The organism is Streptomyces sp. NPDC048417 (genome assembly GCF_040651615.1).
Classification (GTDB): domain Bacteria; phylum Actinomycetota; class Actinomycetes; order Streptomycetales; family Streptomycetaceae; genus Streptomyces.
The window spans coordinates 343,162-365,331 of sequence record NZ_JBEZKI010000005.1 but is presented as its reverse complement, the minus strand read 5'-3'; the positions used below and the strand labels follow the sequence as shown (position 1 = coordinate 365,331).

Genomic DNA, 22,170 nt, shown 5'->3' with positions numbered 1-22,170 from the left:
CCAGGTGAACACTGCCGAGATCCGTGTCGAAGTCGCCCCCGGGCTGGCCCTGTTCGTCCCGCACGCCCGCCGCACCGGCGCGCACCCGCTCACCGTCGACGGCGTCTCCACGCTCGGCCATGTGATCGAGTCCCTGGGCGTCCCGCTCACCGAGGTCGGCGCGCTGGTGGTGGACGGCCGGGAGGTCCCGGCCGCGCACATCCCGGCCGACGGCGAGTCGGTGGCCGTGCGCGCGGTCCGGCGCCCGCAGAAGGTCCCGGGCGCTCCGCTCCGCTTCCTCCTCGACGTCCACCTCGGCACCCTCGCCCGCCGGCTGCGCCTGCTCGGCGTGGACACCGCGTACGAGTCGACGGACATCGGCGATCCGGCCCTCTCCGCCCGCTCGGCGGCCGAGAAACGCGTGCTGCTCAGCCGCGACCGGGGCCTGCTGCGCCGCCGCGAGCTGTGGGCCGGCGGCTACGTCTACAGCACCAGCCCCGACGAGCAACTCCACGACGTCCTCGACCGCTTCGCCCCCGAGCTGCGCCCCTGGACCCGCTGCACGGCCTGCAACGGCCTGCTGAGGAAGGCGACGAAGGAGGAGGTGGCGGACCAGCTCAAGGGCGGGACGCAGAAGTCGTACGACGTCTTCGCCCAGTGCACGGAGTGCGGCCGCGCCTACTGGAAGGGCGCGCACCACCAGCAGCTGGAGGCCATCGTGGAGCGCGCCCTCGCCGAGTTCGCCTGAAGCGGTCCCGGCCCGGTCAGTTGCGGCCCAGCGCCCGGTACTCCCAGCCGGCCGCCCGCCACTCAGCGGGATCCAGGGCGTGCCGGCCGTCCACGACCCGGCGCCGGTTCACCACGGAACCCATGACCTCCGGGTCGATCTCCCGGAACTGCGCCCACTCGGTCAGCAGCACCACGACATCGGCGTCCGCGGCGGCCTGCAGCACATCGGTGCCGTACGCCAACTCGGGGTGGACCCGGCGGGCGTTGTCCATCGCCACCGGGTCGTAGACGGTCACCTGGGCGCCGGCCCGGTGCAGCGTGGCGGCGACGTCCAGCGCCGGGGCGTCCCGGATGTCGTCGGAGTTGGGCTTGAAGGCCGCCCCGAGCGCGACCACCTTCGTCCCGGCGAGTTCCCCGCCGACCAGCTCACGGACCAGGTCCACGGTGCGGGCCCGGCGGCGCTGGTTGATGCCGTCCACCTCGCGCAGGAACGCCACCGCCTGGGCGACGTCCAGCTCCTCGGCGCGGTGGATGAAGGCCCTGATGTCCTTGGGCAGGCAGCCGCCGCCGAAGCCCAGGCCCGGCTTGAGGAACCGGCCGCCGATCCGGTCGTCGTAGGCCAGCGCCTCCGCCAGCCGGTGCACGTCGGCGCCGGTGGCCTCGCAGACCTCCGCCATGGCGTTGATGTACGAGATCTTCGTGGCCAGGAAGGAGTTGGCGGCGACCTTGACCAGTTCCGCGGTCGGCAGGTCGGCGACCACCACCGGGGTGCCCTGGGCGATGACCGGGGCGAACGCGGCGCGCAGCCGCTCCTCCGCCCACGCGGACTCGGTGCCGAACACCAGCCGGTCGGGGTGGAGGGTGTCCTCCACGGCGAAGCCCTCCCGCAGGAACTCCGGGTTCCAGGCGAGTTCGACCTCGTCCCCGGCCGGCGCGGTCTCGCGGACCAACTCCGCCAGCCGGGCCGCGGTGCCCACCGGCACCGTGGACTTGCCGACCACCAGGGCCCGCCGCTTCAGATGCCGGGCCAACTCGGTGACCGCGCCCTCCACATGGCGCAGGTCCGCCGCGTAGGAGCCGGGCTGCTGCGGGGTGCCCACGCAGACGAAGTGGATGTCGCCGAACTCCGCGGCCTCCGCGAGGCTGGTGGTGAAGTGCAGCCGGCCGGATTCCTGGGCCTTGACCAGGAGTTCGGGCAGCCCTGGCTCGAAGAACGGCACCTCCCCGGCTCTCAGCAGCTCGATCTTGCGGGGGTCCACGTCGACGCCGAGCACCTCGTAGCCGAGTGCCGCCATGCACACGGCGTGCGTGGCGCCCAGATAGCCGGTGCCGATGACCGTGAGACGGGGAGCGTCGGTGCCGTCGAGAAGAGTGTCCATGATGCCTCCGAGGGGATTCCCGAGCAGTAAGTGCGCATGCCGAAGACGCGCGTGGGTGAAGGAGAGGGAGCTGGGGCCGCGTGCGGGGCCCGGGTGCGAACCGGGCCCCTCGCCGTCAGGAGGAGCAGGCGGTGTTGGCGAGGCCCTTCGCCGCGTCGCTGACCTTGTTGTCGCAGGCGACCTTGTTGTTCTCGACGGGCGCGAGATGGAAGCCGTAGCCGGGGCCGTCCACCTGCGCGGTGTTGGCCTGGAACACGTTTCCGGTGCCCCAGCCGTCGAGGATCCGGTGGGTCTGGAAGCCGTCCTCACGGGAGTGGCGGCCGACGTTGCCCTTGATCAGCCAGTCGTTTCCCTTGACGTCGACCCAGGAGTCGTTGTGGCCGCCGGTGAGCTCGGCGCCGTCGAAGGTGTTGCCGATGAGGGAGCCGCCGGTGGTGCCCTCCTTGATGTCCACGGACTCGGCGGTGGTGGCGCTGACGTGGTTGCCGCGGACGACGTTGTCGTCGCTCTTGTCGGGTTTGCAGTCGGTGACCGTGCACCAGTTGGACTCGGCCGAGCCCACGTAGATGCCCTCGCCGAAGGTCTCCTTGCGCTTGCCGGTGTCACGGACGGTGTTGCCCTCGACCACGTTGCCGGAGCTGAAGTCGCGCAGATGGATGCCCTCGTCGCCGATGTTCTCGACGGTCAGGCCCTGGATGACGGTGCCCTGGACCTTGTCGGCCATGACCCCCTTCTGGCCGTTGCGGACCGTGAAGCCGATCAGCCGCCAGTGGCTGGCGCCGTCGAGGTGGAAGGCGTAGCCGCCGTCGACGTCACCGGCGTCGATCACCGCGCCGGGGCCGCCGCACAGGAAGATCGGCTGGTCCGCGGTGCCGGGGTTGGCGGCGGTGAACCGGTCGTCGTACACCCCGTCCCGCATCCTGATGACAGCCCCGGGCTGTGCCTGGTCCAGAGCCTCCGCAAGGGACTTGGCGTCCCCGACGGTGACCGTGGCGGCCGGGCACTTCACCGGTCCGGACGCGGCGGCCGCGGCGGAGCCGGACGCGGTGGGCGCGGCCGTCCCCCCGTCGGTCGCCGTGCCGCTCGGTTCCGGATCGGCGGCCGTGGCACCGGGGTCGTCGGTGGCGCCGGTGTCGTCCGTGGGGGTGGCCACCGCAATGGTGGGACCCGCGTCGGGGCCCGCCCCGTACACCACGGGCGGGCCGTCTCCGGTGGAGGCCGCCACGATCAGCGCCACCACCGAGATCAGCAGGGCGGCCGAGGCCACCCACAGCGGCAGGCCGCCGGAGAGCCGGATCCGGCGCAGCCGCTCCGCCGGCGTGGGCCGCGTTCCCGGGGTGCCGGCCGCTGTGCCGGCACCTGTCCCGTCCGGTGTCTCGTCCGGTGTGTCGTCGCTCATTCGCTCATCACCGGCGTCCTGCTGCGGCCCGCCACCTCGATCTCGTCCGGGGGCGGGGCGGGCAGCGGTGCCTTGTCGGAGTAGGGATGGATGATCCGGGCGATCCGCCCGTGACCGCGCCGCCTGCGCCGGCCCATGACGGCCGAGAACAGGATCAGCAGCAGGATGCCGGTCCACAGCAGGGTCATCGGGCTCGCGTAGTGCTTGACCTTGACCCAGAAGGAACTGGTGTCGTACCAGGCGAAGGTCTGGTTCTCCTTGATGGAGGCCCCGCCGTGGGAGCGGCTGGAGTCCAGTGCGCTGGGGCCGACCCCGCCGATCACGTTGAAGGAGACCGTCGTACCGTCCACGCCGCCGACCAGGCTGACACCGTGGTTGGTCGCGTCCTGGACGGTGTTGCCGCGTATCTCGGCGGCCGAGTCGCGGACATACACGCCGGTCTCCGGGCCGTCGATGATGTTGCCGGTGACCGTGGCGTCGGTGACGCCGTCCCGTACCGAGATGCCCTGCCGGTTCTGGCCGGTCAGGCGGTTGCCGGTGATGGAGACCTTGTCCGCCGCCAGGCGGGCCACGATCCCCATGTCACCGCCCTCGATGCGGTTGTTCTGCACCCCGACGTCGAACCCGCCGAGCACCTCGACACCGTAGCGGCCGTTGTCCTTGGCCACACTGTTGGCGACCGAGTTGGAGCCGTAGCTGTCGACGGCCTGGCCGGAGGCGGAGGGTCCGTCGGCGAGCGGCTTGCCGCTGAGGGTGTAGCCGTTGCCGCCGTTGCCCTGGGCGGTGGAGCCGCTGATCCGCACCTGCTGGGTGGCCCGGGAGAGGATGAAGCCGTCGCCGCCGTTGTCCTTCGCGACCGTGCGCTGCACGAGCGAGCTGGAGACGAAGCGGTGCAGCACCACGCCGTCCTCCAGGCTGTCCTGCACGGTCGTGTCGCTGATCTCGATCCCCGTGGCACTGGAGATGAAGATCCCGAAGGCGTTGCCGGTGATGGTCGAGTGGGTGATCGACCCGGACACGTAGGAGAGTCCGCCGGTGGAGAAGCGGGCGTCGGGAGTGGTCAGTTCGCCGGAGGGCATGGCGGTGACGTCGCCGCTGCTGGAGCCGTCGCCGTCCTGCGCGTCTCCCTGCGCGTCGGCCCGCTCGCGCGCGGTCTTGCCGTGGATCTGGCCGGTGTCCTCCAGCGAGCCGGTGTTCGGCCGGTCGGTTCCGGTGAGGCTGAGCCCGCCGGTACGGCCGCTCCAGAAGCCCAGGTTCGAGAGTTTGGTGTGCGTCATCTCGAACTGGCCGCCGATGGTGCGGATGTAGGCGCGGCCGTCCCGGACGTCCGGGTCGGCCTTGTTGGCCTGCGGGTCCCAGCTGGTGATCGTCAACGGCGCCTGGGCGGTGCCCTGGAGCGCCAGTTCGCCGCCGAAGGAGACGATGGAGACGAAGCCGGTGCGGTTGCTGGCCATCCGCAGGGTGAGGCCGCCCGGGTTGGACAGCTTCAGCTTGGCGCCGACGTTGAGATAGATGTTCTCGGTCAGCAGATACGAGCCGTCCTTGCGCCGCACAAAGGTCTGCGGGGCGAGTTTCAGCAGGTCGGCGATGGTGTAGGCGTTGCTGCGCTGGGTGAGCACCAGGGTGTATCCGTTGTCGGTGTCCAGCCGGTACGGCACGGTCCACTTGGTGCTCTGCAAAGGCGCCACCGAGGTGAAGGCCCGTACCTGGTTGAGCCGGTGGTCCTCGTCGGCGACCAGCGCGGCCTGGGTCTCGGCGTCCTCGGCGGCGAGTTTCTTCCTGTCGCCGTCCCCGTCGGCGTGCGCCGCGGTCGACGTGCCCAGCAGCAGCGTCGCCGCCACCGCGAAGGCGCCCAGCAGCGCCGCTGTTCTGGCACCCGCCCGGCGCAGCCGGATCCCGGGGCGCGGTCTGACGGTGATGAGTTGTGCTGACATGACGTCAGATCACCTCCGGCTGGAGAGCGGAGTGGTTCTGACCGCCGCCGGAGAGGGTGGACGCGCTCTGGCCCTCGCCTCCGATGCTGGTGGAGCTGCGGGTGAGCCAGCCCTGCTTGTTCATGGTGACGAAGGCGTACAGCTTGATCGGCAGCGAGATCATGATGACCACGAGAGCCGTCAGCGGCAGCAGCAGGATCTCCTGCGGATGCCTGCGCAGATGCGAGTAGCCACGGACCGCACGGCCCAGCATCAGCCAGACCAGGGTGAGGAGGATGCCGCGCCCGCTGAAGTCGAGCCGACTCAGCAGCAGATAGCCGAGGGCCATGCCCATGGTCACCGGGGTGAGCAGGATCTGCAGCACGGTGATCTTGGTGACCAGCGGGGCCCGCCACAGCCATCCCTTGTACAGCGCGGTCAGGTAGCACCGGTAGGAGTTGCGGCTCCACCGGACGCGCTGCTTGACGAAGGCCCGGAAGGACGACGGGAACATGGAGATGGCCCGTGCGGAGGACTGGTGCACCGTCTTGTAGCCGGAGGCGAGCACCAGCCAGGTCAGCCGGCCGTCGTCACCGGCCACGCAGCGGCGGCCGAGGAAGAACTCGTTCTCCAGGTTCTCCAGGACCGGCAGGACCGCCGCCCGTCGGTAGGCGGCCGTACGGCCCGACAGACAGGCCACGGCACCGGCCCGGCCCATGGCCGGGACGTAGTCGTAGTAGCGGAGGTTGACCAGCCAGTCGGCTATTCGGCGCCAGACACTGGTGGTGCGCTGGTAGACGTTCTGCTGGGTGCCCACCCCGCCGACCGTGGGGTCCGCGAAGGGCATCTGTACGGCGTCCAGCAGCCCCGGCTCCCAGCGGGTGTCGGAGTCCACCAGGACGAGGAGCTCCCCGGTGGCCGCGCGTATGCCGACGCCCAAGGCGGAACGTTTCCCCCGGTGCTCGAAGGCGAGCACCCGGACCCGGGGGTCCTCCACCAGCGACAGCCGGTGCAGTACCTCGTGGTCCTCCACGTCGGGGACGATGATGATCTCAGCGGGATCCTGGGCGAGCCAGGTGTCCAGGCATTCCAGCAGGATGTCGGGGTCTTCCCGGTACGCCGGGACCACCACGGAGACACTGGTGCGGAAGTTGTTGACGACTGGCTTGGCGAACCGCGAGAGCACCGCTCGATACAGCCAGAGCGCCCAGACGAAGAGTCCGGCGAGCCCCAGCGGCATCACCTCTCGCCACGAAGTTTCCCCCACAGCCTCGACGATCCACGACCAGACCTGGTCGAAGAACTCGGACAATGTTGCGCTCTCCCCCCACATAACACGGCTGCCTCGGTCCGAAAAGCGACAGAACCGGGCACTGCTCCAGCGATGCTAGGAGTTCATGAGTGAACAGGGGTCACACGAAACGCAAATTTCACTTACAAAATCTTCACACACCGCTCGCCGCAGACGCGACGAACCGCCGGACGGCCGGTGTGCGGGACCCCCAGTTCCCCATTCCCTCCCCAGCCGTGACAGCGCGTCACACGCGTCACGGCACGATCGGGATTGTATGGGGGTGATGTGAAGAGAACGAACTCATCCGATAAATGGCATGTTTCGACGCGACGAGCAGAAAGCGCCATCCATGCGAACGCGGACACGAGAAGGGGCGCGCCCACAACCACCGTGGGACGCGCCCCGCCACTTCCACACCGCCCGCTGGAGCGCCCCGTCAGGGGCGCGGGGCTGTCATCGATGTGCGGATACCAGCGCGTGCGCGCGACCGGCCCCCACGCACCCGCAGACGACTACCGGCCCACATCCCCTCTCCCACAGGCAACCCCGTCCTGATCCCGATCGAGCCCCAGCGGATCGTCCTTGCCGTTGACCTCGAGCCGCCCGTACTGATTCGTCTTCAGCCACGCACACCGCGCCGCCGCGGTCTTCTCGACCCCCGCCGGGAAGACGGTCGGCACACACACGTTGACCGACCCGTAGTGCCTCTCACACCCGGAGATCGTCGTACTGACCGGCTGCGAGGCCCGCTTCTTCCCCGCCCCCGAGGTCTTCCCCGCGAGGGAGTCGGCGAAGGCGTGGACATGCGGCGAGGCGTCCGCCAGCGCGGCCGGCCCCTGCAGATGCACCCACTTGGCCACCGACGGCACCCCGTTCGCGTCGACCGCGAACAGCATGTACCAGCCGGGCGGTGCCAGATCGGGATTGCTGGTGACGTTGAGGTCGACGTTGTCGCCGTCGACGGACAGCGGCAGATCCACGAACCGCTGGTTCGGGTCGGAGGAGTGGGTGACCGCGGCCGGCCGGATCAGCTCCGCCTTGGCGATCGGCCGGTCGACGGTGATCCGCTGGGTGTCGCCGTACTTCCACTCCTGGTTGATCACCGAGGTGATGGCCGGCCGGGCGCCCTTGTACAGGTAGGGCGGCGTGTAGATCGACACGTTGTGGTTCCAGGTGCCGTTGCCCGGGTTGTCACCGGTGGCCATGACCCGCCCGTCGGGCAGCAGGAACGCCGACGAGTGGTAGCCCCGGGCCTCGGGATCCGCGGCCACGGAGTCGAACGCGTTGGTGTCCGGGTCGTAGATCGACGACTCGTACACCGGGTTGGCGCGGTTGTGCAGCGCGCCGCCCGTCTCCAGCACCTTGCCGTCCGGCAGCAGTACGGCGGAGACGTACATCTTGCCCTGGTTGCCGGTCTCGGCCACCGGCCCGTTGCCGAGGTCGACCGTGCCCTGCGGAAGGGGCGGACCGGCGACGTACGACGGGTTCGGGTCCTTCAGGTCGATCAGGTCCGTCAGCCGGTTCGCGTCCGGGTTGGAGTCGATGTTGCCGCCGCCCAGCGTGAGGACCTTCTGGTCCTGCGCCGGAGGCAGCAGCACGCTCGCCGACTGGTCCCGCCCGTCCTTGTTCCGGAGCCCCGGGATCTGGGTGATGGTGTTGGCGCCGTAGTCGTAGACCGCGGAGCCGGTGCCCGGGATGTTGTTGCCGAAGACGTGGCTGCCGGAGTAGAAGAGCCGCCCGTCCTGCATGAGGATCATCGACGGGTACAGCCCCCAGTACGACCAGGTCTGGTGGACGTCCGCGAGACCCAGCCACTTCTGCTGGGCGTCGGACCAGTACTCCGCCGTCACCGACCCCGATGAGTCCTCCCGCAGCCCGCCGAAGGAGATGACGTCACCGTTGCCCAGCTCGGTCGCCGACGGGTACCAGTGGCCGTCGTTGAGGTCGTTCGTCCTGCTGTAGGTCTCGGTGACCGGGTCGAATATGTACGAGTCCTTGTACCCCTCGTAGCCGTGCCCGCCCGCGACCGGGTAGGCCTTGTTGCCGCTCATCACGAGCACCCGGCCGTCCTGCAACTGCACATGCCCCGAGCAGAACATGTCCTTGGGTGTCGGGATGACCTTGTACGTGCCGTCGGCCGGGTCGTACACCGCGCTGGTGAAGGTCCCGGCGTCGAAGTTCTCCTCGCTGTTGCCGGAGCCGGCGATCAGCAGCACCTTGCCGTTGTTGAGGACGACGGAGTGCATGGCGCGGACCGGGTTCCGGGTCGGCAGGACCGACCAGCTGCCGTCCGCGCACTGGGCGTTCGTACCCGTGCACTGGGCGGGCGGCACGGCGTCGGCCACCTGCTCCATCGTGTAGTCGTCGGTCGTCACCGAGCCGGTGCCGTAGACCGAGGCTCCCCAGGTGATGCGGTCGGTACCGGCGGGGACCTCGGGCGTGCGGACGGTCGCCTGGGTGTAGGCGGACGCCATGTCCAGGGTCTTCAGGTCGGTCCAGTACTGCCAGCCGGCCGTGGTGTCGTGCCGGAACAGGGTGACCGCCGTGTCCGGGGTGGTCGACTTGTACCAGAGCGAGAGGTCGTACTGCTGGCCCGCCGTGACGACGGGCGCGCAGTCGGTGGACTCGGTGATCAGCGCCTTGCGGTCGCCGTCGACCCGCCGGGTCAGTGTCACCTTCATGGCCTGGGAGCCGGAGTGGGCGTCCGTCGTCGTGGCGAAGGCGAAGTCGTTGTCCCCCCAGCCGGACTTCTCCCAGCAGTACGGCATGCCGTCGGTGCCGGCGGTCTCGAAGCCCGGGTTCCTGACGAGGTTGGCCGCCTCGGCGGGCTGGGGTGCGGTGAGCAGCAGTCCGGCGGTCAGGGCGCCCACCCCGACCAGCGCCGTCCTTCTGTGCTTCATGGTCACGCGGCTCTCCTTGCATCTTTCGTGCGGCGCGGGAGATAGACCAGCGCCTCGGTCCCGGCGAAGCGCAGGACGAACGTCGTCACCAGCGCGAGGGCGGTGGCGGGCAGCGCGCCCATCCCGAACCGGCCGACGAACAGGGCGATCAGCGGGATGCGCAGCACCAGGTCGGCGTTGGCGAGCAGCGCGAACCGGCCGGCCCGGTCCCACCAGCGGCGATGGGCCCGCCGGTCGCGGAACAGCAGGTGTTCGATGAGGACGAAATTCCAGGCGACGCCGAGCTGGTTGGCGAGGATCTCGGCGGGGAGGTAGTGCAGGCCGAGCGCGGTCAGCGCCCACAGCCCGACGAGGTTCGGCACGAAGCCGCTCAGCCCGATCAGCCCGAAGCCGACCATGCGGGCGACCGGCGAGGCCGTGCGCAGACCCGCCAGGTGGCGCAGGAAGCGCAGCCCCTCCCGCGCGGTCGACTTGGACTCGCCCGCGAACCGGTCCTGGAAGACGAACGGGACCTCCGCGACCTCGCGCGGGCGGCTCCGCACCGCCATCTCGAGGAGGATCTTGTAGCCGAGGGGCTTGAGCACATGGGCCGTGACCACGCTCCGCCGGATCGCGAAGAAGCCGCTCATCGGGTCGCTGATGCCGTGCAGCCGGCGCGGGAACAGGGACTTGGTCAGCCAGGTCGCCCCGCGCGAGACGGCGATCCGGTAGCTGCCGGCGAGCCCGGCCCGGCTGCCGCCCTTGATGTACCGGGAGGCGACGACGAGCCCGGCGTTGCTCCGCTCCCCGGTGGCCACCAACTCCGGTACCAGGGACGGCGGATGCTGGCAGTCGCCGTCCATGACGACGATCCACTCGGCGGTGGCCGCCTTCAGCCCCTCCACCACGGCCCCGCCGAGCCCGCCCACCGGCTCCTCGCGGTGCAGCACCGCCACCGGGAACGGGCAGTCCTGCGCGGCCTGTCGGATGACCTCGGGGGTGTCGTCGGTGGAGTCGTCGACGAAGACCACCTCACAGGGCAGCCGCGCGGGCACCGACTCGGTGATCTGGTGCAGCAACTGCCGTACGTTCCCCGACTCGTTGAAGGTCGGTACGACGATGGTGACGGCGCCCGGCTCGGGGACTTCCGTCGCTTCCAGTCCCGCCGCCGGGACGGTGTACTCGTGGCTGCTCAACGGGCACCCCCTGCGATCTGCCGGATCTCGATGCGGTCCGCGCCGGAGCCGAAGGTGGCGACGGGCGCCGAGTGCTGGAGCGCGGCCCTGACGTTGGGCAGGTCGCGGGCGTCCCGCCGTACCGTCGGCGAGGCGACCACGTAGTCGAGGTCCCGCCAGCCGTGCGGCAGGGTCCTGGTGACGGCCGGGTCGAGGTCGGCCTTGTAGAACCAGATGGCGCCGAGGCCGGGCCGGTAGCCCTGGTGGACGAGGTCGAGCCAGAGCGCGTCGTCGACCAGGACGCGGGCGCGGGCGGGGTCGGCGACCTGGGTGCCGAGCCAGTGCGAGGCCTGCCGGTAGGAGGCGTTGGCGTCGGCGGTGACGGCGGTGCGATCACCGTCGTACCACTTCGGCACGGCGTAGGCGCCGGCGGCGAGGGCGAGTACGGCGGCCAGCGCGTACCGGCCACAGGTCACGGCCCGCTTCTCGCCCTCCGTGCGCCACCTGCGCAGCAGCGCGTGGGTGACGGAGGCGGCGGCCCCGGCGAGGACCAGGGCGAGGAACGGGAGCGCGCCGATGATGTACATGGCGGGCAGGTAGCCGCCCGGGCGCAGGGCGACGGCGGCCAGGATCACCACGGTCAGGGCCGGTCCGGCGAGCGCGCGGGCGGTGACCGACCAGCGGTGGGCGACCAGGAGCAGCAGGGCCGCGGCGAGGCCGCCGACGGGCAGCACCCGGTCGTAGTACAGCCAGGAGTGCAGCACGCCGTACGAGCCGGACGCGGTGTCCAGGATGAAGCCCGAACCCGGCCTGGACATCTGGTACTTGACGCCGCCCCAGAGCGAGACATGACCGGCGCCCGGCAGCAACTCGCCCTTGAGAAGGGCGAACAGCGGGTACGACAGTCCGGCCAGGGTGCAGGCGGTGACGGCGCCGGTGAGGGCGAACTTGCGGGTGTCGGCGTGGCCGTGCCGCCACATGGTGACCAGCAGAGCGGGCAGGACGACGAGCATCGTCTCCTTGGTGAGCACGCCCGCGGCGGCCGCGAGGCCCGCGCCGAAGTGGTGCCAGAGGTGCCGGCTGGGCGAGGCGGCGAGGCAGAAGGCCAGCAGCAGCCACATCACGGCGATGTTGTCGAGGAAGATCTCGCGCTGGAGGACGACGGAGAGCGGCGAGAGCCCGAACAGGGCCATGCCGAGGGCGGCCGCCCAGCGGGGCAGGGAGAGGCGGCGGCCGAGGACGTAGACGAGGACCGCGCTGACGCCGCTGACCAGCAGCATCGCCACCCGCATCGAGCCGACGGTCATCAGGCCGGGGTCGATGGCGGAGGGTGTCCAGGTGAGCAGGGCTATCTGGATCCAGCCCAGCGGCGGATGGTCGTACCAGTAGGTGTAGTGGGCCAGGCCCCGGCCCTCCTGGACGGCCCAGGCCTGGGCGAGGTAGGTGCCCTCGTCGTCGCTGAGGGTCGGGTAGTCGGCGATGTTCCAGCCCTGGACCGCGAGGATCGCGAGGAGCAGCACACCGCACAGGAGCAGGTCGGCGCGGGAGGAACGGAGCCGTAACGGCGGTGACGTTCGACCGGGCGAACCTGTTTTCGGCACAGCTCTGCGCTGCGCGGGGACCTTCGAAGTGGTCACCGCGGGAAGAGTGGAGGTCACGCAGGAACGTCCTCTCGGATCGTCTCGGCCGCGGTGAGATGCGCGCCGACGTGAGTGGTCAACTCCCAGTCGTTCCGGCCGCGTTGCTCGCGCCACACTGCGCGGATCGCTGCTCCGGCGAGGAGGACCTGGTAGAAGGGGCCGCCGACGACGAGCTTCACGTAGTGGATGAAGCGGACGCGCAGCCCGTACTGCTTGCCGAAGTCGTGCAGCCCGACCACCTCGAAGACGAAGGTGACGGCGGCGGTGACGAGCGGCAGGAAGGTGAGGAAGGCGACGCCCACGGGGACGTCGAGGAAGAGGGCGACCGCCGCGTTCAGCGGGATGATCACACCGGAGAAGGCCTGCAGGAACGGCGTCATCAGGGTGTAGCGGGCGAGCAACCGCTGTCCGAGGCCCGGGAGTTGCTTCCAGTCCTGCTTCCGGTAGACCTGCAGGAAGCCCTGGTTCCAGCGGGTGCGCTGCTTGAGCAGCGACATGAGCGAGCCCGGGGTCTCCTCGCGGGTCACCATGTCGGAGTCGTAGGCGACGACGACCTTCTTGCCGACCGACGACAGACGCACGCCCAGGTCGCAGTCCTCGGCCAGGCAGTCGGGGTCCCAGCCGTCGGCCTCCCGGAGCACGGCCGTCCGTACGAAGACGGTGTTGCCGCCGAGCGGGATGAACCCCTTCTGCGCGTGCAGATGCAGCCGGGACCGGAACCAGAAGAAGTACTCCAGGCAGTTGCGCAGGCTGTACCAGCTGGAGTGGAAGTTGATGAGCTGGACGCCGCCCTGGACGACGTCCGCCTCCGTGGTGCGAAAGGCGTGGTCGACGTGGGCGAGCAGTTCCGGATGGACCTGGTCCTCGGCGTCGAAGACCCCGACGACATCGCCGCGGCAGTGCGGCAGCGCCGTGTTCATGGCCTTCGGCTTGTTCTTCTTCTCGTGGGTGTCGACGACGACCCGTACGCGCTGGTCCTTCTTGGCCGCCGCACGGGCGACCGCCGTGGTCTCCGGATCGTCGTGTCCGACGATCACGATGATCTCGAAGTCGGTGTGTGTGGACTCCAGCAGCCGCTGGATGGTGTGGTCGAGCACGGCCTGTTCGTGCCGCGCGGGCAGCAGCAGCGAGAACGACACGTGTTCGCCCCCGTCGGGTCTGCCGAACCGGGTGGACGCGAGCACCTCGGGCGTGCGCCACGCGTGCATCTGCCACCACAGGGTGAAGGCAGCCATCCAGAACAAGGCGAGCGAGACGACCGCGATGAAGACAGACGTCAGCAAAAGAAGATCCCCCCAGATCCCAAAGCCCCCTGTACGCAACGGTGAGTCACAACCGTCGCGTCTCTGTGCAGAGCCTAGGGGGGATCTGTGAAGCGCGGCAGCCATTCCGATAAATAGCATGTTTCGGAACGGCGATGCCGTAAGCGGTATCTACCCGAACAGACGCACAATTCCGGCGACTTGTTCTGCCCGATGCGCGGGCTTTCCCGTTATTCAGCCTCCGAGCACCGCTTTCAGCCGCTCCGGGTCGGTGGTCGGGGCGTCGCACGTGAAGTTGCGGCACACGTACGCGGCCGCCTCCCCGCCGACGAGCGGCCGCCCTGCGAGCAACGGGAACTCGTCACTCTCCGGAGTCCCCGTGGCCACGACTGCACCAGGGGCGACGCCCAGAAGCGCGGTGCGGTGCAGGGCGGTTGTGCGGCTGTCCCGTTGGTCAGGTCCCACGATCGCGATCTCGCGCGGACCGTCGAGGAGCGCCTCGGCGACGGCGAGCCCCCACCCGACGAAGCGCGGCACCCGCGGCCCGAGCGTCCTGACGACGCCCAGCGCCCGTTCCGCCGCGGTGCGATGAGGCTCCGACCCGGTGTGGGCCGCATAACCGAGCAGCGCACCGGCGGCCGCGGTCCAGCCCGAGGGCGTGGCGTTGTCGGTCGGGTCCTGCGGCCGGCGGATCAACTGCTCGGCGTCGGAGGCGGTGTCGTAGAGGGCACCGGTCTCCGGGTCGACGAAGCGGACCAGGACATGGTCGAGCAGCAGCCCGGCGAACTCCAGCCAGACGCCCTCGCCGGTCACGGACGCGAGCGCCAGGAAGCCCTCGGCGACGTCGCCGTAGTCCTCCAGGACACCCGCGTTGGCGCCGGCCCTGCCGTCCCGGCTGGTACGGGCGAGGCGCGCGTGGTCGTCGAGATGCAGCCGTACGAGGAGATCGGCGGCGGCGACGGCCGCCTCGACCAGGTCGGGCCGGTCGAAGTAGGCGCCGGTCTCGGCGAGCGCGGCGACGGCAAGCCCGTTCCAGGCGGCGACGACCTTGTCGTCCCGGCCGGGCGCGGGGCGTTCCGCACGCTTCGCGAACAGCCGCCGCTTGACGGACTCGACCTTCTCGGCGTCGAACACGCCCTCCTGCTGCGGAAGTTGCAGGACGGACTGGCCGTCCTCGAAGGTGCCGGCCTCGGTGACCCCGAAGTACTGGGCGGCGAGATCCGCGTCCGCGCCGAGGACTTCGCCGAGCTGCGCGGGCGTCCACACGTAGTACGCGCCCTCGACGTGCTTGCCGGTCCCGTCGTCGCTGTCGGCGTCGAGGGCCGAGGCGAACCCGCCCTCGTCGGTGCGCAGTTCGCGGACCATGAAGTCGGCGGTCTCCAGGGCGACCCGGCGGGCCAGCTCCGACCCCGTGGCCCGCCACAGGTGGGCGTACACCCGGCAGAGCAGGGCGTTGTCGTACAGCATCTTCTCGAAGTGCGGCACGACCCAGTCGCGGTCGACGGAGTAGCGGGCGAAGCCGCCGCCGAGCTGGTCGTAGAGGCCGCCGCGGGCCATCCGCTCACAGGTGTCGGCGGCCATCTGCAGGGCGCCCTCGGAACCGGTCCGGGCGTGGTGGCGCAGCAGGAACTCGATGACCATGGACGGCGGGAACTTGGGAGCGCCGCCGAACCCGCCGCGCTGCGCGTCGTATTCGCGGGTGAGCCCGAGCAGGGCCTGGCCGAGTTCCTGCTCACCGGGCGGCTGGGCGCCCTGGTGGCTGATCTCCCGCTCGGCGAGATCACGGACGATCTTCCCGGCGACCTCGGCGACCTCGTCCCGCCGGTCGGTCCAGGCGGCCCGGACACCCTCCAGCACCTGCCGGAAGGAGGGCATGCCGTGCCGGGGGGCGGGCGGGAAGTACGTACCGAAGTAGAAGGGCTCGGCGTCGGGCGTGAGAAACACGGTCATGGGCCAGCCGCCCTGCCCGGTGGCGGCCTGCACGGCCTCCATATAGACGGCATCGACGTCGGGCCGCTCCTCGCGGTCGACCTTGACGGAGACGAAGTGCTCGTTGAGGTACTCGGCGGTGGCCCGGTCCTCGAAGGATTCGTGAGCCATCACATGGCACCAGTGGCACGAGCTGTATCCGACGCTCAGCAGGACGGGTCTGTTGGTCTCGCGGGCCCGGTCGAAGGCCTCGGCCGACCAGGGCCACCAGTCGACGGGGTTGTCGGCGTGCTGAAGCAGGTACGGGGACGTCTCATGGGCCAGTCGGTTCACCCTCCCACTCTCCCACGGTGTCCGGAGCGGCGTAGAAGCGCAGGTTGACCCGGCGCGCCCCCTCGGGAACCGCGTCGTCCGGGTGGCTGTGGCGGTCGAGGAGTTCCTGGTAGGCGCGGACGAAGGCGTGCAGGTCGTCCTTGGTCATCCAGGTGCCGGTGCGCTGCACCTGGGCCCAGCCCTGCGGGCCCCGGTACTCCTCGTGGGCGCGGCGGAACAGCCTGGTGTCGACCTCGATCCTGAGGAGGGCGAGGTGCTCGGCCGCGGCGTACTCCTCGTTCGTCATCGTGGCCGGGTCGGGCGTGGTGTGGCTGAAGGGCAGGCTCCGCCACCAGCGCTCCCGGCCGCCGGACTTCTCCGGGATCTCCTCGATGAGCCTCTGCTCGGCGAGTTTGCGCAGGTGGTAGCTGGTGGTGCCGGAGCTCTCGCCGAGTTCGCGGGCGAGCACGGTGGAGTTGGCCTCGCCGTGCCGGCCGAGGTAGTCGAGGATCCGGCGACGCAGGGGATTGCCCAGGGACTTGTAGAGGGCGGTGCGTTCGAGGCTGGTCAGCTCGGGGTGTGCGGCGGGGTCGGGCGCCGCGGCCGTCCTGGGCGTGCCGTCGGTCATGCGATCACCGTAACCCGGAGAGCCCTGAGAGGACCCTGACCCTTCCCCGATGTCCGCCGAATTTTCTTTGCAGAATTTTCTCTGCGGTCTAGCGTGGGGTTTGGCGGGGACCCATGGGATCCACAGGTTCCGCGGAGCTGGAACAAGGCGAGGGGGCCAAGGTGTTGGAGCGGTCAACGGCGAGGAAGGCGCAGAGGATGAAGCGGACGAGGCGGTTGAAGCGGTGGGCGCTGATTCTTCTCGGGTCGTCCTCTGTGCTGCTCGTGCCGTGGATGGTGGTGCTGGCGCTGACGCTGCCCACCAAGACCGAGGTGCACAACTGGTCGCTGGCCTGGATCGGGCTGGACGTCCTGATGGCGGCGGGCTGCGCGGCGACGGCGGTGCTGGGGCTGCGGGGCGACGCCCGGGCCCGGCTGACGGCTTCGGCGACGGCATCGGTCGCGATCCTGGACGCGTGGTTCGACATAACGACGTCGGCGGTCGGCGTAGAACTGCTGGAGGCGCTCGGCAGCGCCGTGGCGGAGGCGGGACTGGCCGCGGCGTGCGTCTTCCTGGCGCTGTCGAAGGGACGGCAGAGCGAGCCCGCGCCGCGTTAGACCCCGTTCTTCGATGATCCGGCCCTCTCGCAACTTCGCCCTCTCCCAAGGACACTCATAAGCAAAGGAGTTACCGCTGGAGGGGGACGGGACATGCGGGACGCCCATCGGGCGGAAGCCGACCGGCTGCTGGTCCAGGCCGTGGAGGAGGAGGTCCGCCGCTCCGGCGGCCGCGTCGACGGACAGCTGCTGCTGTCCCGGGCCCGCGGCGGTCTGGAGGCGATGGCACAGAGCGCCGCCGAGGAGTACGACACCTACACCCACGCCCTCGACGAGACGGAGGCCGGCCGGCAGAGCTTCGGCCAGCGGTACGCCAGAGAGGGCGCCGGAACCCCGCTGCTGGTCGCGGCCGTCGCCGCGGTCGCCGCCACCGTCGCCGACCTCTCCCTGGGCACCGGCGCCGGTACGGCGCTCGGCGCGGGCGTGACCGCCGGAGTGATCGGCGCGGCCGCCACGGTCGTCAAGGTCGCCGGTACCCATCTCCCCGCCGCTCATCACCAGGCCGGCGCGGCCGGGCAGCCCGGCGGCCCCGAGCAGCTGCGCCTGCAGTGGCTGACCGCGTTGGAGGTGCGCGGCATCCGGCCGTTCCTCGATCAGCAGCGGGTGCTCAGCGCCTCCACGGGACCGAAGAAGCAGGGGCCGGGGCTGCGCGGCGCGGACAAGAGCGCGGCGGCCCGCAGGCGTTCGGTGCTTCAGCAGTCGTTCGGTCAGCTCCCCGACCCGGACGGCCCGTTCGCCGGCCGTCATCAGGAGCTGGCGCGGATCCGGCAGTGGGCACAGGCGGCGCGGGCGACCACGGAGACCCGTCCGACGGTCGTCGTCCTGCACGGGGAGCCCGGCTCCGGGCGTACGACGCTCGCGATCCGGGCCACCCACGAGCTGAAGGACTTCTTCCGGGGTGCGGTCGTGGTGGATCTGCGGGGCGACAGCCGGGGCGAGCGGCCGTTGCCCACCCGGGACGCGCTGCTGCATCTGCTCAACCGGCTGGGTGCGCCTCGCGAGCAGCTGCTGTTCCGTGAGCGTTCCTCGGCGGACCAGCAGGTCAAACGGCTCAGCGAGCTGTATCACCAGCACCTGACGGGTCTTCCGGTGACGATCGTGCTGGACGACGCCTCGGATGCCGAGCAGGTGCGCACGCTGATCCCGGAGCGGTCCGACAGCCTGGTCCTGGTCACCGCCCGGGAGCGGCTGGACCTGCCCGCGGACCTGCCGGCCTGGGTGCACCAGCTTCCGGTGACGCCGCTGGACGCGGCGGGCGCGGAGGAGCTGCTGGACGCGGCGGCGCAGGACACGTCCGGGCCCTACGACGCGCAGTCCGCGGAGCGGATCCGCGAGTTGTGCGGCGGCCTGCCGCTGGCGCTGCGGGTGGCGGGTTCGTCGCTGGGTTCGCGTTCACCGCTCCAGCTGGCCACGGACCTGGGCGCGTACGGGCCGGTCGAGCCGGTGGAGCGGGTGCTGTGGCTGCGCTACACCGACCAGTCGGAGACCGGGCGCCGCCTGTTGAGAAGGCTGGCGCTGGCGGGCCGGGCCTCGCTCGGCGCGGCGGCCGCGGCCGCCCTGCTGGCCACGGACGAGGCGGAGGCGACCCGTCATCTCGTCGCGCTCGCCCAGGCCGGTCTGCTCGACCATGTCCGGGGCAGCCGCTACCGGCTGCACGACCTGGTCCGCGCCTTCGCCCAGGCCCGTCTCGCCGACGAGGAGGAGCCGGCCGACCGCACGGCGGCGCAGGAGCGGCTGATCGTCAACTACGGGGAGCTGGCCGACTCGGTGCTACGGCTGGTGGACGGCAACATGTCGACCCGCTCGGACCGGTTCAGCCCGCACGGTTTCACCTCCCTGGACGAGGCGCTGCGCTGGCTGGACGACGAGTCGAGCTTCATCACGGCGGCGCTGCGGTATGCGGAGGGCGTCGACCAGGCGGCCGTACAGAACCTGCTGGGCGCCCTGTGCGACTACTGCCTGCTGCGCGGCGACCTGTACCGGCTCGGTGAGATCAGCGAGCTGGCGCAGGCGGTGGACCAGGGCCTGCTGGTGCGTTCGGTGCAGTGGCGTACCGGTATCGCGGCCCGCCAGCTGGGTGAGCTGGACAAGGCGCGCACCACCCTCACCTCGGTCGTGGACCTCTACATGGAGGCGCACCACGACGCCGGCGCGGCCCGCGCCCTGTGCTCCCTCGGGATCACCCTGCACCACCAGGGCCACCTCACCGAGGCGGCGGCCAAGCTCCAGGAGGCGCTGGATCTCCAGGCGGCCCCGCAGCTGGCGACCGACCGGGCCTGGACGATGCACGCGCTGGCGGCGGTGCAGCGTGACCGTGCCCGGCTGCCGGAGGCGATGGACCTGCTGACCCGTTCGCTCGTGCTGCACCGGGAGGGCGGTTCGGTGCACGGCGAGGCCTGGGCGCACTTCCAGCTCGGCCAGCTGGCGCTGCGGATGGGTGACGTGCCGCGTGCGGAGCGGGAGCTGGGGGCGGCGCTGGAGCGCTACAGCCGTACCCGCGACGCCCGCGGCGAGGCCTGGGCGCTGACCCAGCTGGCGCGGGCCCGGCTGGTGGACGGTGACGCGTCCCCGGCGGTCGACGCCCTGCGGCAGGCGGCCGCCCGGCACCGGGAGAACGAGGACGCGCGCGGCGAGGCCTGGACGGTCTACTACCTGGGCCAGGCCCTGGAGGAGACCGGCACCCTGGACGTGGCGGTCCGTGAGCTGGAGCGCTCGCGGACGATGTTCTCCCGGATGCGGGACGTCTACGGCCTGGCCTGTGCCCGCCACCACTCGGCCCGGGTGACCCGCGACCAGCGGGCGGCCCAGACCGGCTCGCTGCGCAACTCGGGTTTCGCCCGTCAGCTCCTGGTCGACGCCCGTGCCGACTTCCAGCGCATCGGTGTCGTCCATGGCGAGGCCTGGACCTGTCTGGAGCTGGCCGTCGTGGACGCCGGCAACAACCGCACTCAGCAGGCCCTGGCCCTGTGCGACGAGGCGGTCACCCTGTTCTCGTCGTACGGCGACCGCCGCGGCGAGGACTGGGCGCGCTTCCTGCGCTGCACCCTGCTCCCCTACGCCGCACCGGGCGGAGTGGAGGTGGGTACGGCGGTCGCCCAGGAGGACCTGGCCCAGCTCTCCCGGGCGGCCCACCCGCTGCGCGACGAGAAGCTGACCGAGTACCTCACGGCGTACGGCCTGCTGCTGGACCGCGGGGTGACCCTGGAGTCCGGCTGGCAGGCCTGGCGGCTGGGCATGGTGCCCAGCCGGCACGCCCGTGAGGTGATGGGGGTGCCGGTACCGGCCGGGGCGTGACGCCGGTCAGCCCTTGGGGTCGGCTGTGGGAGTCCCCGGATCCGCCTTGGCGTTCGGGGACTCCTTGAAGTCGACCTTCTGCATGTGCTTGTTCATGGACTTCATCAGGCCCCAGACCGCCACGGCCATCACCGCGAAGACGATGAAACCGAGGACCCCGGGGGTGACCTTGTTCTCGTCGACCTCCTTGGCGAGGGGGACGAGGTGCGTCAGTGCCAGACTTGCGCTTGCGCTCATGTCAGGCATTGTCGCGGATGCCCGCAAAGAGATCGTCCTCGGGGAGGGAGGTATCGACGAGCGACTTCGCGAGCTCGTACTCCTCGGTCGGCCAGACCTCCTTCTGGAGGTCCATCGGAACCTTGAACCAGCCGCCGTCCGGGTCGATCTGGGTGGCGTGGGCGATCAGCGCCTTGTCGCGGATCTCGAAGAAGTCCGCGCTCGGGATGTGCGTGGTCAGGGTGCGCTCGGTGCGCTCGAACTCGTTCCACCGCTTCAGCCAGTCCCCGTACGGCGACTCCATGCCGCGCTCCAGCAGCGCCTTGTGCAGGGCCTCGGTGCGGGGACGGTTGAAGCCCTGGTTGTAGTAGAGCTTCTGCGCCTGGTGGACGGGGCCGAACTCGCCCTCCGGGTACATCTCCGGGTCGGCCGCGCCCTCGAAGGCCACCATCGAGATCTTGTGGGTCATGATGTGGTCGGGGTGCGGGTAGCCGCCGTTCTCGTCGTAGGTGGTGATCACCTGCGGGCGGAACGCGCGGATCTTGCGGACGAGCTCGCCGGCCGCCTTGTCGACGTCCTCCAGGGCGAAGCAGCCCTCGGGCAGCGGCGGCAGCGGGTCGCCCTCGGGCAGGCCGGAGTCGACGAAGCCGAGCCACTCCTGCTTGACGCCGAGGATCTCGCGGGCCTCGTCCATCTCCTTCTTGCGTACCTCGTGGATGTGCTCCTCGATGTACTTGTCGCCCTGCAGCTTGGGATTGAGGATGGAGCCGCGCTCCCCGCCCGTGCAGGTCACCACCAGCACGTCCACCCCCTCGGACACGTACTTCGCCATGGTGGCCGCGCCCTTGCTCGACTCGTCGTCGGGGTGGGCGTGAACGGCCATCAGTCGCAGCTGGTCAGTCAAGACTCAATCCTCAGTAAGTCAGCGCCCCGGTGTCTTCGGGTGCGATCGGCGCTTCTATAGTGACCGAATCAGGGGACGAATAATTCCGGGGTCCGGGTCTGGCCGGGTCCGGGAGTGGTTCTTGCCGGGAGGACGATCATGAGTACCGCGAGTACGCGGCTGCCCGAGGGCCGCTACGGCCGCTCCTCGGACGAGGTCGCCGACCGCAGGCTCAAGATCACCGGCGCCGTCCTCGGCGCCCTGCTGCTCGCCCTGGTCGGCTATTTCGCCTACCACTACGTCGTGAAGAGCGAGATCAGCGCCCAGGTCGTCGCCTTCGACGCCTCGGACAGCGCGGTCCAGGTGCATCTGGAGGTCCACAAGGACTCCGGCGCCTCCGGCTACTGCACACTGCGTTCCCAGGCGGCGGACGGCTCCGAGGTGGGCCGGGCCGACTTCCGCTTCACCGGTTCCGCCACCGAGGTCGACCGGGTGGTCACGCTCCGTACGACGGCCCGGGGCACCACCGCGGAGCTGCTCGGCTGCCACGCCGACTGACGTCAGCCATGAATACGTAGGCCCTCACCTGCGTTGACGTGATTCTGATGGCTTATGTCCTCCCCCTTCCGCCGTTGAATTGTTAGGCTCGTGGTTTCGCCCTTC

General features: G+C 70.5%; 16 protein-coding genes. 4 read left to right on the top strand and 12 right to left on the bottom strand.

Annotated features, from left to right (window positions below; translation table 11 throughout):
- Window positions 1-4 precede the first annotated feature (4 nt).
- Window positions 5-727: a Mut7-C RNAse domain-containing protein gene (locus AB0D59_RS10780; protein ID WP_362563374.1), complete on the top strand. Its 723-nt coding sequence runs from the start codon at window positions 5-7 to the stop codon at window positions 725-727.
- 16 nt (window positions 728-743) lie between these two features.
- Here AB0D59_RS10780 and AB0D59_RS10775 read toward each other — a convergent pair whose 3' ends face one another.
- The 10 genes from AB0D59_RS10775 to AB0D59_RS10730 all read right to left on the bottom strand — a co-directional run bounded on the left by AB0D59_RS10775 (window position 744) and on the right by AB0D59_RS10730 (window position 16,518).
- On the bottom strand, window positions 744-2,087 hold the full coding sequence (locus AB0D59_RS10775; protein WP_362563372.1) for a UDP-glucose/GDP-mannose dehydrogenase family protein: 1,344 nt from the start codon (window positions 2,085-2,087) through the stop codon (window positions 744-746).
- Between the two features lie 115 nt (window positions 2,088-2,202).
- A complete protein-coding gene (locus tag AB0D59_RS10770; RefSeq protein WP_362563370.1) occupies window positions 2,203-3,486 on the bottom strand; it encodes a right-handed parallel beta-helix repeat-containing protein in 1,284 nt (427 codons plus the stop codon).
- Window positions 3,483-5,420 (bottom strand): right-handed parallel beta-helix repeat-containing protein, encoded by a 1,938-nt coding sequence (locus AB0D59_RS10765; RefSeq protein ID WP_362563367.1) that lies wholly within the window; start codon window positions 5,418-5,420, stop codon window positions 3,483-3,485. The genes AB0D59_RS10770 and AB0D59_RS10765 overlap by 4 nt, the downstream gene beginning before the upstream one ends.
- Before the next feature lie 4 nt (window positions 5,421-5,424).
- A complete protein-coding gene (locus AB0D59_RS10760) occupies window positions 5,425-6,711 on the bottom strand; it encodes a glycosyltransferase family 2 protein (RefSeq protein WP_362563365.1) in 1,287 nt (428 codons plus the stop codon).
- Between the two features lie 494 nt (window positions 6,712-7,205).
- Complete coding sequence (locus AB0D59_RS10755; protein ID WP_362563547.1) at window positions 7,206-9,593, bottom strand: galactose oxidase early set domain-containing protein; 2,388 nt, start codon at window positions 9,591-9,593, stop codon at window positions 7,206-7,208.
- Between the two features lie 2 nt (window positions 9,594-9,595).
- Window positions 9,596-10,768 carry a glycosyltransferase family 2 protein gene (locus AB0D59_RS10750; RefSeq protein ID WP_362563363.1) on the bottom strand — a complete coding sequence of 391 codons (1,173 nt, stop codon included), beginning with the start codon at window positions 10,766-10,768 and terminating at the stop codon, window positions 9,596-9,598.
- Window positions 10,765-12,405: a phospholipid carrier-dependent glycosyltransferase gene (locus AB0D59_RS10745; RefSeq protein WP_362563361.1), complete on the bottom strand. Its 1,641-nt coding sequence runs from the start codon at window positions 12,403-12,405 to the stop codon at window positions 10,765-10,767. The genes AB0D59_RS10750 and AB0D59_RS10745 overlap by 4 nt, the downstream gene beginning before the upstream one ends.
- Window positions 12,402-13,670 (bottom strand): glycosyltransferase, encoded by a 1,269-nt coding sequence (locus AB0D59_RS10740; protein WP_362563360.1) that lies wholly within the window; start codon window positions 13,668-13,670, stop codon window positions 12,402-12,404. Before AB0D59_RS10740 ends, AB0D59_RS10745 begins: the two co-directional genes overlap by 4 nt.
- A gap of 213 nt (window positions 13,671-13,883) precedes the next feature.
- A complete protein-coding gene (locus AB0D59_RS10735; protein WP_362563358.1) occupies window positions 13,884-15,911 on the bottom strand; it encodes a thioredoxin domain-containing protein in 2,028 nt (675 codons plus the stop codon).
- Window positions 15,892-16,518, bottom strand: coding sequence for a helix-turn-helix domain-containing protein (locus AB0D59_RS10730; protein WP_362563355.1), 627 nt, complete (start codon window positions 16,516-16,518; stop codon window positions 15,892-15,894). Before AB0D59_RS10730 ends, AB0D59_RS10735 begins: the two co-directional genes overlap by 20 nt.
- A gap of 197 nt (window positions 16,519-16,715) precedes the next feature.
- Between AB0D59_RS10730 and AB0D59_RS10725 the strand changes: the two genes are divergently transcribed.
- Both AB0D59_RS10725 and AB0D59_RS10720 read left to right on the top strand, forming a co-directional pair.
- Window positions 16,716-17,114: a hypothetical protein gene (locus tag AB0D59_RS10725; protein ID WP_362563352.1), complete on the top strand. Its 399-nt coding sequence runs from the start codon at window positions 16,716-16,718 to the stop codon at window positions 17,112-17,114.
- 93 nt (window positions 17,115-17,207) lie between these two features.
- A complete protein-coding gene (locus AB0D59_RS10720; protein ID WP_362563349.1) occupies window positions 17,208-20,408 on the top strand; it encodes a tetratricopeptide repeat protein in 3,201 nt (1,066 codons plus the stop codon).
- A gap of 6 nt (window positions 20,409-20,414) precedes the next feature.
- Here AB0D59_RS10720 and AB0D59_RS10715 read toward each other — a convergent pair whose 3' ends face one another.
- Together AB0D59_RS10715 and mca are read right to left on the bottom strand one after the other, a co-directional pair.
- A complete protein-coding gene (locus tag AB0D59_RS10715; RefSeq protein WP_351708430.1) occupies window positions 20,415-20,654 on the bottom strand; it encodes a hypothetical protein in 240 nt (79 codons plus the stop codon).
- Window positions 20,647-21,528: a mycothiol conjugate amidase Mca gene (mca, locus tag AB0D59_RS10710; protein WP_362563346.1), complete on the bottom strand. Its 882-nt coding sequence runs from the start codon at window positions 21,526-21,528 to the stop codon at window positions 20,647-20,649. Before mca ends, AB0D59_RS10715 begins: the two co-directional genes overlap by 8 nt.
- A 138-nt stretch (window positions 21,529-21,666) precedes the next feature.
- Here mca and AB0D59_RS10705 point away from each other — a divergent pair, with 138 nt between their 5' ends.
- Window positions 21,667-22,065 (top strand): DUF4307 domain-containing protein, encoded by a 399-nt coding sequence (locus tag AB0D59_RS10705; protein WP_362563343.1) that lies wholly within the window; start codon window positions 21,667-21,669, stop codon window positions 22,063-22,065.
- Window positions 22,066-22,170 lie beyond the last annotated feature (105 nt).

Excerpts from the sequence above, each read along its gene's own strand:
- AB0D59_RS10765 (WP_362563367.1), bottom strand. The coding sequence starts at position 5,420 with ATGTCAGCACAACTCATCACCGTCAGACCGCGCCCCGGGATCCGGCTG.
- AB0D59_RS10775 (WP_362563372.1), bottom strand. The coding sequence starts at position 2,087 with ATGGACACTCTTCTCGACGGCACCGACGCTCCCCGTCTCACGGTCATC.
- AB0D59_RS10755 (WP_362563547.1), bottom strand. The coding sequence starts at position 9,593 with ATGAAGCACAGAAGGACGGCGCTGGTCGGGGTGGGCGCCCTGACCGCC.
- AB0D59_RS10725 (WP_362563352.1), top strand. The coding sequence starts at position 16,716 with ATGAAGCGGACGAGGCGGTTGAAGCGGTGGGCGCTGATTCTTCTCGGG.
- AB0D59_RS10705 (WP_362563343.1), top strand. The coding sequence starts at position 21,667 with ATGAGTACCGCGAGTACGCGGCTGCCCGAGGGCCGCTACGGCCGCTCC.
- AB0D59_RS10730 (WP_362563355.1), bottom strand. The coding sequence starts at position 16,518 with ATGACCGACGGCACGCCCAGGACGGCCGCGGCGCCCGACCCCGCCGCA.
- AB0D59_RS10720 (WP_362563349.1), top strand. The coding sequence starts at position 17,208 with ATGCGGGACGCCCATCGGGCGGAAGCCGACCGGCTGCTGGTCCAGGCC.
- AB0D59_RS10715 (WP_351708430.1), bottom strand. The coding sequence starts at position 20,654 with ATGCCTGACATGAGCGCAAGCGCAAGTCTGGCACTGACGCACCTCGTC.
- AB0D59_RS10770 (WP_362563370.1), bottom strand. The coding sequence starts at position 3,486 with ATGAGCGACGACACACCGGACGAGACACCGGACGGGACAGGTGCCGGC.